The organism is Methylobacterium sp. WL18 (assembly GCF_008040015.1).
Lineage (GTDB): Bacteria > Pseudomonadota > Alphaproteobacteria > Rhizobiales > Beijerinckiaceae > Methylobacterium > Methylobacterium mesophilicum.
Genome location: NZ_VRVD01000077.1, coordinates 1 through 12,573, shown reverse-complemented (window position 1 = coordinate 12,573; position 12,573 = coordinate 1). Strand labels below are relative to the sequence as shown.

Sequence of the window (12,573 nt, the reverse complement as noted above, 5' to 3'; positions counted from 1 at the left end):
GCGATGCGCGGCGCCCTGCGGGTCGCCCTGGCGACGCTGCCGCGCAGGGACGTCGTGCCCGCGGCGGGGACCGAGATCGAAGCGGGCGTCGCCAGGGCGGACAGCCGGCTGACCCGTCTGCTCGGCTCGGGCGACACCAAGCACAAGGCGTTCGCGGCCCTGTCCGGGGCGTTGGGCGGCGCGTTCGGGCTGGCGACCCTGGCCGTCGAGCTGCCGGTCTCGACCACGTTGATGCTGCGCTCCATCGCCGAGATCGCCCGCGACGAGGGCGAGGACCTGGAAACGCCGGAAGGCGCGCTCGCCTGCGTACAGGTCTTCGCGTTGGGCGGTCGCACCGCGGCCGAGACCCAGGCGGGCTCGGCACTGACCGAGAGCGGCTACTTCGCGGTCCGGGCGGCCCTGGCCAAGACCCTGGCGGAGGCGGCCCGCTACGCCGGAAGCAAGACCCTGCTCGACCAGTCGGCTCCTGCCCTGATCCGGTTCACGGCGCAGATCGCGGCCCGGTTCGGCCTCGTGGTCTCGCAGAAGGTCGCGGCCCAGGCCGTCCCCGTGCTGGGCGCCTTCGGCGGCGCCGCGGTGAACACCGCCTTCATGAGCCACTTCCAGTCGACCGCCCGGGCGCATTTCACGGTCCGGCGGCTGGAGCGGGCCTACGGTCCGGCCGCCGTGCGGGCGGCCTACGAAGTCGAGAAGGCGGCGCTCGGGGTCGCCTGAGTGCGAGAAGATCGCGAAATAACCTTGCGGTCGGCAGGATCGATGTCGTCGTAACGAACCGCGTCGTCATTCCGGGGCGCCGCGAAGCGGAGTCCGGAAAGACAGGGTGCGCGGTCGAACCTCGATCGAACCCCGGGACCCGCCTTGATCCGCCCTGCCAGATTCTCCAGAAACTTTCCGCGCGAGGCGGGTAGACGGAGGCGATTCTGATCAGCAACGCGGAGATGGTGGCCCGGCTCGCTTTGGCGGCGCTCGCCGGCAGCGTCATCGGGCTGGAGCGCGAGCGGCTGCTCTGGGCGGCGGGCCTGCGGACGCACATGCTGGTCTGCGTCGGCTCCTGCCTGATCATGATCGTCTCGGCCTTCGGCTTCAGCGACGTGCTCGGCACCAAGGACATCGTGCTCGATCCCTCGCGCATGGCCGCGCAGGTGGTGTCCGGCATCGGCTTCCTCGGGGCAGGGACGATCCTGCTGCGGGGCGAGGTCGTGAAGGGGCTTACCACGGCGGCGAGCCTGTGGGGCGTGGCGGCCATCGGCCTGGCGGTGGGCAGCGGGCTCTACGTGCCGGCTCTGGCCACGACGGCCCTGGTGGTCGGCATCCTGGCCGGGATCAAGCCGTTCGAGGAGCGCTGGCGCGAGCGGATGCGGTCGCAGACCCTGCGCATGACCGTCCGCAGGGGCACGATGTCGATCGACACGCTCCATGAGGTCACGGGCGAGCGCGCCTCGCGGGTTCGCCAGTTCACCACCCGCCCGGCCTCCGACCCGGATCTCGACGAAGTCACCGTCACCTTCGTCCGGCTGTCGCGCACGAGCTTCGAGGCGATCGCCACGAAACTGCGCGCGACGGCGGACGTGGTCTCGGTCGATACCGTCGACGGCTGACGGTCAGGCCGCCTCGCCGTCGAGGAACAGCCGGTAGGCCGGGTTCTCGGTCTCGTCGGTGGCCGGGTAGCCCAACGCCTCGATCGCCGCATCGAACCGGGCACGCTCGGCCGGCGGCACCGCGATGCCGGCGAGCACCCGGCCGTAATCGGCGCCGTGGTTGCGGTAGTGAAACAGGGTGATGTCGAAGCCGGGCCCCAGCGCGTCCAGGAACTTCATCAGTGCCCCCGGCCGCTCCGGGAACTGGAAGCGGAACAGCCGCTCGTGCGCGACGCCCACCGCCCGGCCGCCGACCATGTAGCGGACATGGACCTTGGCCATCTCGTTGTCGCTCATGTCGAGCACGCGGTAGCCGGCCTCACGCAGGTCGCCGATCAGCCCCTGCTTCTCGCGCTTGCCGCCGGCGATGTTGATGCCCACGAAGATCTGCGCCTCGGAGCCCGGTGCGTGGCGGTAGTTGAACTCGGTGATCGCCCGCGGCCCGAGCGCCCTTATGAACGCCCGGTAGGCGCCGGGCTGCTCCGGGATGGAGACGCCGAGCAGGACCTCGCGCTGCTCGCCGATCTCCGCCCGCTCGGCGATGTGGCGCAGACGGTCGAAGTTGAGGTTCGCCCCCGACGAGATCGCGATCAGGGTGCCGTTTCCGCCCTCGCGCTCGGCGTAGAGCTTGGCCCCGGCCAGGCTCAGGGCGCCTGACGGCTCGGAAACGGCGCGCGTATCGTCGAAGATGTCCTTGACGGCCGCGCACATCGCGTCGGTGTCCACCGTGATGACTTCGTCGAGATGCTCCCGGCAGAGCCGGAAAGTCTCCTCGCCGGCCTGGCGCACGGCGACGCCGTCGGCGAACAGCCCGACCGAGGGCAGGCTGACCCGGGTGCCGGCGGCGAGCGCAGCCGCCATGCAGGCGGCATCCTCCGGCTCGACGCCGATCACCTTGGTGCCCGGCCGCAGGTACTTCACGAAGGTCGCGATCCCGGCCGCCAGCCCGCCGCCGCCCACCGGCACGAAGATCGCCTCGATCGGCCCGGTATGCTGCTCCAGGATCTCCTTGCCGATGGTCCCCTGGCCGGCGATCACCTCGGGATCGTCGAACGGGTGCAGGAAGGTCAGGCCCTGCTCGGCCTCCAGGATCTTGGCCTGGGCCAGGGCCTCGTCGAAGGCGTCGCCGTGCAGCAGCACCTCGGCGCCGCGGGCTCGGCAAGCATCGACCTTGATCGACGGGGTGGTGCGCGGCATCACGATCACCGCCCGGGCCCCGAGCTTGGCCGCAGCCAGCGCCACGCCCTGCGCATGGTTGCCCGCCGAAGCGCAGACGACGCCCCGGGCGATCTGGTCCGGGCTCAGCCCCGACATCTTGTTGTAGGCGCCCCGCAGCTTGAACGAGAAGACCGGCTGCAGGTCCTCGCGCTTGAGCAGCACGGGCCGGCCGAGCCGCTGCGTCATCCGCGGCATCGGATCGAGCGGGCTCTCGATCGCCACGTCGTAGACGCGGGCGGTCAGGATCTTACGGATGTAGTCGGTCATTTTCTTGGGACTTGGGTCGCGGGACGCGGTTGGCCGGAGATAGACCTTCGCGCCGCGAGATGCGAGCGGGGGTCTTGTCAGGTCAGATACCACGCCCAATCCTGGCGGCCCGGCAGGGCGCGGACGATCAGGATGCTGTCCGCTGGCTCGACAGACGCGACGACATGTGCACGATACGGATACAGCCGCACCGGCCGCACGATGTCAGCCCGCAGGCGCGCCATCAGCGGATTCTCAGCGAGCAGGGCGAACAGCGCCTTCAGCCCTGCACAGGACCGCTCGGCCCGGTCGCTGCCGAAGGCGGCAGCGCCAGCCATGTAGATCGCGAACTGATCGCGATCCGCCTATCGCGTCGTCCGGATGGTCACAGATTTGCGGAAGCCCGTACGCGCTCCCAGGCCTCAGCCAGGACTTTACCAATGACCGGTCACCGAGGCCGCTGTCGAACCCTTCGGCAATCGGCGTCTGAAGCTGTGCAGGGCCGTCGCTGCGCTCCTGCTCGCGGCGGATCAGGTCGCGGACATCGTCGCTGGCGCTGCTGAAGCGCCCAGTCTCAGCCTAAGACTCGACTCAGTCCTTCAGCGCATCGGGCAACGATACGTTCATGGTCGCCATGCCGAACGGTCTCTATTCCGATCCAGCATGGCAAACATTCTCATTTTCGCCCTAGCGCCCCCGTCCGAGGGGTGGCACGGGCATCCGAATGATGTTGCGCCATTGTCGGGCGCGCCTTAAATTCATCCACGAGTGTGGATGCGTTTCAATGCCTCTGGCCCGCCTTGCCCTGACAGTCCCGGAAGCCGCGTTCGTTACGCAATCCAGCGTGCGTGGGGTGAACAGTGAGATCGATGCCGGGATCGTCTCAGGGCATGGTAAGCCCGTGCGCGAAATCGGCAGCGCGGATCTGCTTTATCTGGCCACCGTGCGCGACTTGCGTGTCGATCTGACCCCGGCCCTGCGGCAGCGCCTGCGCAATGCGATCGCCGCAGCGCACGATGCGCGGCGGAACACAGCTCAGGTCAGCCATCTCAGTGTCGCCCTCGATGCGGTGGAAGCCGAACTTGCGGACCGGCTGCAAATCCTCGATCGGCTGCGCAACGAGGCGATCGAACAGAACGCCGAGATCATGGGCGGCGAACCCGTTTTACGCGGGACACGGATCCCGGCGCGGCACGTCGCCGACATGGTGAGGCACGGCGCTTCCCCGGAGTCGTTGGCGGAGGAGTTCGACCTGACGTCCGATCAGGTCTCCGCGGCGATCCTGTTCGACCGCGTCAGCCCGCGTCAGGGCCGCCCGCCCCGGAAGGCGCGCAGCGTTGTACCTCCTTCTTGACGAATGCTGCCCGAAATCCCTGGTTGGCATCGCTGAAGGCTTGGGCCACACGGCACAACGCACCGTCGCGGTGGCCGAGCTTGGACGGCAGGCGACAGATGCAGCGATCTTCGCCTTCGGGTGTGCGGTCGGAGCCATCATTGTTACGGTGAACGCGGGCGATTTCCTGGCCCTCGCTGCGCGGATGCCGGCCCATCCCGGATTGATCCTGTTGCCGTCATTGCCGCCGAGCCAGACAAGCTTGCTGTTCCGAAAGCTCCTCAAAGCGGCGGACGAGGCGCTGCGGAAGCCCGGCGGCGTGATACGTATCGACACCGCTGGGCGCATCCACCGCATCGGATCGTGGTGAACCGCGCGCCTGCTAACCCACCCGCTCCACGAGCGCCGCCACCCACACCAGCAAGGCCGCCATCTGCGCCATGAAGGTCCCGGCGGAGGCCAAGTCCTTGACGGTGCCGATCATCGGGTGGTGGCCGGGGTGGACGTGGTCGCAGAGCTTCTCCACGGCGGTGTTGAGGAACTCGGCGGCCAGCATCAGCAGCAGGCTCACCATCAGGGCGACCCGGACCCAGAGGGTCGCGCCCAGCAGCAGGGCCACCGGCACGCCGAGCGCCAGCAGCACCAGCTCCTGCCGCACCGCCCGCTCGGTGCGGGCGCCGTGGCGCAGACCGCGCCAGGAATTGAGGAAGGCGAGGACGAGGGCGTTCATCGGGCGGCGCCCTCCGGGACCGACCGGCTGATCCACTTGGCCAGCAGCGGCCCGGTCAGCAGCACCACGAACAGGCGCAGGGTCTGCACCGCCAGCACGAAAGACACGTCCGCCTTCGAGCCAACCGCGATGATCGCCACGGAATCAAGCCCGCCCGGGCTGGTGGCCAGCACCGCGGTGAGTAGGTCGATCGGCAGAAGGAAGGTCAGGCCCCAGCCCCAGGCGGCGCACAGGGCGATCACCGAGAAGGTCGCCGCCAGGATGCCGGGCAGGGCGGAAAAGGTCAGCCGCAGGGTCTCGCGGGTGAAGCGCAGGCCGACATAGATGCCGATGCAGGCATAGGCGAGTTCGAGGATCGGTGCCGGCAGGGACATCCGCACAAGGCCGCTGGCATGGAGCAGGCTGCCGAGCACCATCGGGCCGATCTGCGCTCCGGCCGGGACCCGCAGGGACAGGGCAACGCCGGCCCCGACCAATGCGACCGCCAGCGTCGCCAGCAGCGAGAGTAATCCGGTCACCTCGGCCGCCCCGGCGGCGGCGCCCGGGACCGGCGCCTCCATCAGGAACCGGGCGGCCAGCGAGGCCGAGAACACCACGGCGGCGACCCGCACATACTGCATGAAGGCCACGAGCCGCGGATCGGCCCCGAAATCCTCGGCCATCGCCACCATGGCGGAGGCGCCGCCGGGGGAGGAGCCCCAGGCCGCCGTGGTCCCGGGCAGGACCCGCAGCCGTGTCAGGATCCAGCCCACGAATCCGCTCGCCGCCACGGTGACCAGCACCACGGCGACGATCAGCGGCCCATCCTCGAACAGGGTCTGGGCGATCTGCCCGGTGACCGCATGGGCCACGAGGCAGCCGATCATCGCCTGTGCGGCGTTGAAGGCGAAGCGCGGCACATGCAGGCGGGAGCCACCGACCCCGAAGGCGATCGCCGCGATCATCGGCCCGAGCAGGAGCGCGGCGGGGAACCCCGCATGCAGCAGAACGATCGAGACGGCCGCCGACGCGACGGAGAGGGCGGCCCAGAGGCCGAGGGTGCGGGAGGAGGGCAAGGCGACCGGTGGGGATTCACCCGCACGGATTGCCGGGCGGAGGCGCGCTACACTGCAATCTAGGCCCTGTCACGGCAAAGATTTTCTGGAATGTCGATGTCGGGGCTGGCGACGTTCGGTGTTCATGCAGGGTTGCACGAATACGTTTCTCTCAAGGCGAAGCTATGTCGAGCGCGTAGGGCTCTCCGCCGGCCAATCCCACCCACTCCCCCATCCCGAGGTGCCGCAGCGAACCCGAGGCCTCGAAGGAGCCCTCCGGGGATCGCGTGGCCGGCGGACGGCTCCTTCGAGGCCCGGCGATGCGGGCACCTCGGGATGGGGAGGTGGGCGGGAGGGTCGTTTTAACGGGAATTATCCTACGGACCCTTTCTAAGATCCGCGAATGCCGCATCCAGCCGCCCACGTGCCGCCGCGAGCGCAGTGCGGCGTTCGGCCAGCCAGGTCCGGTCTGAATCGAGCCGCGTCCGGGCGGCCGCCAGCATGCGCCGGACCTCCGGGGCTTGCGGTCCGCCGAGCCCCTTCGCGGCGTCGATCATGCCGCGGGCCGACAGGGCGGCCCGGAACCGGGCCTCGTCGAGGGGCAGGTCGGGCTTCAGGCCCGAGCCGGCCGCAGCCTCCGCGTAGATCCGCTTCACCTCGGTGAACGGCAGGTCGGCCGGGCGCAGGTCGTGGCTGCGGCCGTAGCTCACAAGCTCGGAGGCGAAATGGTGGCCCAGCCGGAACGGCACGTCGGCCACGCGCTGGAGCGTGTCGGCGAGTTCCGTGGTGGTGGCATAATCGGCCGCGACCTCGTCGGCGGCCCGGTCCCGGTCGATCACCAGCCCGTCGAGGACCCGCGTCCAGCGCCGGCAGGTCTCGGCGGCCTCGGAGACGGTCCGGCCGGGGGGCTCGGCCTGGTTGCGCTTGTAGTCCGGCATGCCGGAATCGACGTTGTGGGCCATGATGACGAAGGCCTGCGCGGCGCCGACCACGTCGCTCGCCTTCATGCGCAGGCTGTACAGCGCCACTGGGTTGCGCTTCTGCGGCATGATGCTGCTCGGCCCGGTCAGCGCGCCCTCGCGCAGCAGGATCCACGGCCGGGTCTGGTGGTACTGCGCGTAGAGGTCCTGTGCGAAGCTGCCGGCCGTGGTGGCGAGGTTGGCGGACAGGCCGGTCAGTTCCAGGCCGAGATCCATCGGTGCCAGCTGGCCGGCATCGTAGCTGTTCTCCACCGGTGCGTCGAAGCCCAGCAGCCCCGCGAGGCGGACGCGATCGACCGGGAAGCTCGACGTGCCGAGCGCCGCGGCCCCCAAGGGCGACAGGTTCACGCGCGCCCAGGTCTCGCGCAGGCGATCCGCATCGCGGGCCAGCGCCCCGGCATAGCCGAGCAGGTAATGGCCCAGCGTCGTCGGCTGGGCCTGCACGCCGTTGGTATAGGCCGGGACGATCGTATCGGCCTCCCGCTCCGCGACGTCCAGGAGGGCGGCGCGGGTCTTGTCCAGGGCCTCGGCGAGGTCGAGCAGCCGGTCGCGCTGGTCGAGCTTCAGCACGGTCGGGATGATGTCCTGACGGCTGCGGCCGGAATGCATCCGGGTGGCGTCCGGTCCGGCGATGGCGGTGATCAGCGGCTCGATCCGCAGGTAGTCGTCGGGCCGCTCGGCCCCCGGGCGGGCGGCATCCGCGGCGACCTGATCGAGCGCGCGGGCGATCCGCGCGCCGAGATCGCGCGGCACGATGCCGGCCTCCACGGTCATCACCAGGGAGGCGCGGTCGATGGCGTCGATGCGGGCGAAGCTGTCATGCGGCTCGGCCCGGGCCGCCGCGGGGGCGAGGAGGGCGACCAGGGTCGCGATCAGTCTGCGCCGCATGCACGTGCTCCTATGGGTCGCCGTCTCGCGCCGGCCGGGGCATTCTGTCGGATCCGGCGGGTGATCACACATCACATTGCGGATCGTGTGTGGAGCCGGTGCGGATTGGACGTTCCTCCGCGCGCTGGCGATACGGTTCGGCGGAGCAGCCCTCTGCGATATGAATCACCCCGGCATTCCGGAAGTGTGGCATCGAAAGACTGAGTTGCGACAAGACCATGCGCCGTCGGCGGATCTGGATCCCGGGCTCGCCTACGGCGCCCCGGGATGACGGGGCAGGTCAACGAACGGCCGTGCCTCAGAACCCAGATCCTCGAAACCTATGCCGCCCCATCCCGGCAGGCGGCCGTGCCGGCCGGCGCATGAGCCCGGAAGAACGCCGCCAGGTTTGCCAGCCCAGGCGCGCGGGGATCGCTCGCCCGCCAGGCCAGCGCGATGGTGCGGCCGGGGCCGTCGACGTCGAAGGCCCGGGTGACGGTCAAGCCGGTCGGGTCGGGGCCGGCGGGCACGGCGAGCGCCGGCAGCAGGGTGTATCCGGTCCCCGCCGCCACCATCGAGCGCAGAGTCTCCAAGCTGGTGGCGTGGCGCCCCACGGAGGAACCGGCGCCGCAGGCCGCGATCGCCTGGTCGCGCAGGCAGTTGCCCTCGTCGAGCAGCAGCAGGTCCGGCCCGGCGATCTCCGTGGCCGACAGGGCGCCGCCGCGGGCGAGCGCATGCTCGGCCGGGCAGGCCAACCAGAACGGCTCGACGAAGAGCGGCGCCACCGCCAGCCCGACCGGGGGCAGGGGCAGGGAGACCAGGGCGGCGTCGATGCGCCCGTCGCGCAGGCCCTCGACGATCTCGGCGGTGCGGGATTCGGACAGCGACAGGGTCAGCAGCGGGTATTGCTGGCGCAGCGGCCGCAGCACGAGTGGGAAGAAGTAGGGGCCCAGCGTCTGGATCGCGGCCAGCACGAGCCGGCCGGTGAGCGGCGAGCCGCGGCCCTCGGTGGCGAGCGCCAGCAATCGCTGGGCCTCGGCCAGGACGATCCGCGACTGCCGCACGATCCCCTGGCCGGCTTCCGTGAGCAGTACCCGGCGGTTCGAGCGCTCGAACAAAGTCAGGCCGAGGGACGCTTCGAGCTTGCGGACTTGGACGCTCAGGGTCGGCTGGCTGACGTTGCAGCGCTCGGCCGCCCGGCCGAAATGGCCCTCGTCGGCGATGGCGACCACATACTCGAGATCGCGCAGCGACAGGCCCGACAGGTTCATAGGCTACGTCTATCACGGCGTTTGCGACGATGCATTAGCCAACGCCCCCGCGGAGGTCCATAACCTGGTCGGAACGGTTCCAGTCTGCTGAGTCGGCCCCATATGCCGATCACAGGCATCACGGAGAGATGAGACGCATGAGCGATCAACGCCCGATCCTGACCACACGCCAGGGCCATCCGGTCCGCGACAACCAGAGCACCCGGACGGTCGGCGAGCGCGGCCCGGCGACGCTCGAGAACTATCAGTTCATCGAGAAGATCACGCATTTCGATCGCGAGCGGATTCCGGAGCGCGTGGTCCACGCCCGCGGCGCCGGCGCCCACGGCTACTTCGAGGCCTACGGCAAGATCGGCAACGAACCGGCTTCCAAGTACACCCGCGCCCGCGTGCTGAACGAGACCGGCGTGAAGACGCCGATGTTCGTGCGCTTCTCCACCGTGGCCGGCGCCAAGGAGAGCCCGGAGACCGAGCGCGACCCGCGCGGCTTCGCGGTGAAGTTCAAGACCGTCGACGGCAACTGGGACCTGGTCGGCAACAACTTGAAGGTGTTCTTCATCCGGGACGCGATCAAGTTCCCCGACATGATTCATGCGTTCAAGCCGGACCCGGTGACCAACCGCCAGGAGGCGTGGCGCTTCTTCGACTTCGTGGCCCAGCACCCCGAAGCGATCCACATGGTGACGCACCTCAAGTCGCCCTGGGGCATCCCGGCCAACTATCGCGAAATGGAAGGCTCGGGCGTCAACACCTACAAACTGGTCAACGACCAGGGTGAAGCGGTGCTCTGCAAGTTCCACTGGGAGCCTAAGCAGGGCGTGCGCAACCTGACCTCCGCGCAGGCCGCGGAGATCCAGGGCAAGGACGTCGGCCACGCGACGCGCGACCTCTACGACAACATCAAGGCCGGCAACTTCCCCGAGTGGGAGTTCTGCGTGCAGATCATGCCGGACGGCCCGAACGACCACCTGTCGTTCGACCCGCTGGACGACACGAAGCTGTGGCCGGTGGACCAGTTCCCGCTGCTGCCGGTGGGCCGCATGGTGCTGGACCGGGTGCCGGACAACTTCTTCGCCGAGGTCGAGCAGTCGGCGTTCGGTACCGGCGTCCTGGTGGACGGCATCGACTTCTCGGACGACAAGATGCTGCAGGGCCGGACGCTGTCGTACTCGGACACGCAGCGCTACCGCGTCGGCGCCAACTACCTGCAGTTGCCGATCAACGCGCCGCAGCCCGGCGTGAAGGTCTACTCGAACCAGCGGGACGGCCAGATGACCTATTCGGTCGACGGCACCGGTCCGAACAAGCACATCAACTACGAGCCCTCGACGCTCGCCGAGGGCCTACGCGAGGCCCCGAAGCCGGCCAAGGACTACCACCAGCCGGTACAGGGCCAGCTCGGCCGCTACCAGACCTCGCGCACCGAGGACGACTACACCCAGGCCGGCGTCCGGTACCGCTCGTTCCAGGATTGGGAGCGTGAGGACCTGATCGCCAACCTCGTCGGCGACATGAAGCAGTGCCCGGAAGCCATCCAGCTGCGGATGGTCTGGCACTTCTGGCACGCCGACGAGGATTACGGCCGCCGCGTCGCCGAGGGTGCGGGCATCGATCTGGAGAAGGCCAAGGCCCTGCCGCCGCTGCCGGGCCGCGCCGCCCCGCACAAGCGCCTGCAGTCCGAGACCTACACGGACGGCTCGCAGGCCCACCGGGTGGCCGCCGAGTAGCCTTCTACTCCGCGTCGCACCGATCCTGAATGATGCAAGGCCCCGCGGGCGAGAACCCGCGGGGCCTTTCCGTTGGGCTCAACCGAGAGCGTGATCCGCGCTCAAGGGCAGTGCCGCCGGACGTAGCCCTTGCCGATGTAGGTCTGCGTGGCCGGATCGTAGGTTCTGAAGCGGCGGGCGCAGGCCGCGACGGAAGCGGACAGATCGGCCGGGTCCTCCGCCTCGACGACGGGCGGGACATCGGCGGGTGCCACATCGACCGGGGGTGCGTAGGCCGGGGGCGCATAGACGTAGCCGTCGTCGAAGAACGGGTCACCGAAGCCGCCCCACAGGCCGCCCAGGCCGAACCCGAGGCCCAGGCCGCCGAGCCCGTAGCCGTAAACACCGCCGTAGCCGCCACGCCAGTGCCGGTGATAGCCGGGATGCCGGAAGGCGTAGCCGGGCCCGCGCCAGCCGAGTCCCGGGCCCGGCCGCACCGGTCCGAGCGGTCGCCCCCAGGCTCCGATCCGTGGCCCGATCGCGCCACCCGAGTAGCCGCCCCCGAACCCGCGCGCCTCCGCAGCCGCCGCCATCACGGCGAGCGCCATCATGGCGGCGGCGGCCAGCCGAATCCCGGACCGTTCGATACGTGTCATGCCGTCCACCCAGCGCGGGACGCCGGCCGAAAGAGGCGGCGCCCGAGTCGCAATACTCTGCGTAATCGAGCGGCGGCGGACCGGTCCGTCAAGGACGTTCCGGCGGCTGCGCTCAAGCGCTGCGCGCAGGATCCGAGCTGCAGAGCGTCGTCACCGGCTGGAGGTGACCGCTCCCGGCCTCCGGAGCGGCGGCGCTGACCTTGCGATCGCGGCCGGCGGCCTGGCCGACCAGGATCGCGGCGAGCGCGATCGTGACGAACAGCCCACCGGCCAGACCCCAGCCGCCGGTCGCCTCGTGGGCGAGCCCGAAGGCGAGGGGCCCGAGGCAGGCGCCGGTATAGCCGATGCCCTGCGCCATGGCCGAGAGGCCGGCGGCGCTGGCGGCATCGGCGGCGCGCAGGACGATCAGGGTCAGCCCCAGGCCGAAGCAGCCGCCGATGCCGAAGCCGAGGGCGCAGGCCGCGGGGATCCGTAGGGTCTCGGGTCCGAAGGCCAGCACGAGAAACGCCGCCGCGGTGAGCCCCGGGATCGCCACGATCCAGGCGCGCTGATCCCGCGCGCGGGCTGCCAGCATGGCGGTGATCAGCGCGCCGGGCGCCTGGACCAAGGTCATCAGCGAGGCGTAGAGGCCGGCATCCAGGGCCGAGAGGCCGCGCGCCTGGAGCAACAGCGGCAGCCAGCCGAACAGCGTGTAGGCCAGGGAGGATTGTAGGCCCATGAAGCCCGTGACCCACCAGGCCAGCGGATCGCGCAGCAGCCGCCCGGCAGAGGGCGCCCGGGTCGAGGCCGTGCGGCGGGCGAACGGAATCCAAAGGAAAGCGGCAACCAGGGCCGGCAGCGCCCAGACCGCGAGCGCCGAGGGCCAGCCGCCGCCCAGCGCGTGCTCCACCGGCAC

The 12,573-nt window shown here is 70.1% G+C and carries 13 protein-coding genes and 1 pseudogene; 5 read left to right on the top strand and 9 right to left on the bottom strand.

Annotation, left to right across the window (positions count from 1 at the left end; translation table 11 throughout):
• Together FV228_RS09235 and FV228_RS09230 are read left to right on the top strand one after the other, a co-directional pair.
• Positions 1-714, top strand: a 714-nt coding sequence (locus FV228_RS09235) for an EcsC family protein (RefSeq protein WP_147854344.1), incomplete at its 5' end; no start/stop codon positions are given.
• A gap of 224 nt (positions 715-938) precedes the next feature.
• Positions 939-1,598, top strand: coding sequence for an MgtC/SapB family protein (locus FV228_RS09230; RefSeq protein WP_147854343.1), 660 nt, complete (start codon positions 939-941; stop codon positions 1,596-1,598).
• 3 nt (positions 1,599-1,601) lie between these two features.
• Here the strand turns inward: FV228_RS09230 and ilvA are convergent, their stop codons facing one another.
• The 3 genes and pseudogenes from ilvA to FV228_RS34125 form a co-directional block, all read right to left on the bottom strand.
• Positions 1,602-3,215: a threonine ammonia-lyase, biosynthetic gene (gene ilvA / locus FV228_RS09225; RefSeq protein WP_281406483.1), complete on the bottom strand. Its 1,614-nt coding sequence runs from the start codon at positions 3,213-3,215 to the stop codon at positions 1,602-1,604.
• The gene (locus FV228_RS09220) at positions 3,200-3,439 is read right to left on the bottom strand and encodes a type II toxin-antitoxin system RelE/ParE family toxin (protein WP_147854341.1); all 240 of its coding nucleotides are present in this window, start codon (positions 3,437-3,439) and stop codon (positions 3,200-3,202) included. The genes ilvA and FV228_RS09220 overlap by 16 nt, the downstream gene beginning before the upstream one ends.
• Positions 3,440-3,486: 47 nt before the next feature.
• A pseudogene (locus tag FV228_RS34125) lies at positions 3,487-3,737 on the bottom strand (type II toxin-antitoxin system ParD family antitoxin).
• A gap of 148 nt (positions 3,738-3,885) precedes the next feature.
• Here FV228_RS34125 and FV228_RS09210 point away from each other — a divergent pair.
• Positions 3,886-4,455 (top strand): DUF433 domain-containing protein, encoded by a 570-nt coding sequence (locus tag FV228_RS09210; RefSeq protein ID WP_187277682.1) that lies wholly within the window; start codon positions 3,886-3,888, stop codon positions 4,453-4,455.
• Positions 4,439-4,804: a DUF5615 family PIN-like protein gene (locus FV228_RS09205; protein WP_147854339.1), complete on the top strand. Its 366-nt coding sequence runs from the start codon at positions 4,439-4,441 to the stop codon at positions 4,802-4,804. Before FV228_RS09210 ends, FV228_RS09205 begins: the two co-directional genes overlap by 17 nt.
• 12 nt (positions 4,805-4,816) lie before the next feature.
• On the opposite strand, the gene FV228_RS09200 is transcribed toward FV228_RS09205, so the two are convergent.
• The 4 genes from FV228_RS09200 to FV228_RS09185 all read right to left on the bottom strand — a co-directional run bounded on the left by FV228_RS09200 (position 4,817) and on the right by FV228_RS09185 (position 9,316).
• Entirely contained in the window at positions 4,817-5,164 is a 348-nt protein-coding gene (locus FV228_RS09200; protein WP_147854338.1) for a diacylglycerol kinase, read from the bottom strand.
• On the bottom strand, positions 5,161-6,219 hold the full coding sequence (locus tag FV228_RS09195; protein ID WP_147854337.1) for an AbrB family transcriptional regulator: 1,059 nt from the start codon (positions 6,217-6,219) through the stop codon (positions 5,161-5,163). The genes FV228_RS09200 and FV228_RS09195 overlap by 4 nt, the downstream gene beginning before the upstream one ends.
• Positions 6,220-6,575: 356 nt before the next feature.
• Positions 6,576-8,066, bottom strand: coding sequence for an argininosuccinate lyase (locus FV228_RS09190; RefSeq protein WP_147854336.1), 1,491 nt, complete (start codon positions 8,064-8,066; stop codon positions 6,576-6,578).
• Positions 8,067-8,386: 320 nt separating this feature from the next.
• Positions 8,387-9,316: a LysR substrate-binding domain-containing protein gene (locus FV228_RS09185; RefSeq protein ID WP_147854335.1), complete on the bottom strand. Its 930-nt coding sequence runs from the start codon at positions 9,314-9,316 to the stop codon at positions 8,387-8,389.
• 137 nt (positions 9,317-9,453) lie between these two features.
• Between FV228_RS09185 and FV228_RS09180 the strand changes: the two genes are divergently transcribed.
• A complete protein-coding gene (locus FV228_RS09180; protein WP_147854334.1) occupies positions 9,454-11,043 on the top strand; it encodes a catalase in 1,590 nt (529 codons plus the stop codon).
• 101 nt (positions 11,044-11,144) lie between these two features.
• Here FV228_RS09180 and FV228_RS09175 read toward each other — a convergent pair whose 3' ends face one another.
• Both FV228_RS09175 and FV228_RS09170 read right to left on the bottom strand, forming a co-directional pair.
• A complete protein-coding gene (locus FV228_RS09175) occupies positions 11,145-11,678 on the bottom strand; it encodes a BA14K family protein (protein ID WP_147854333.1) in 534 nt (177 codons plus the stop codon).
• A 112-nt stretch (positions 11,679-11,790) separates the two neighbouring features.
• A partial coding sequence (locus tag FV228_RS09170) for an MFS transporter (RefSeq protein ID WP_147854332.1) occupies positions 11,791-12,573 on the bottom strand: 783 nt, incomplete at its 5' end.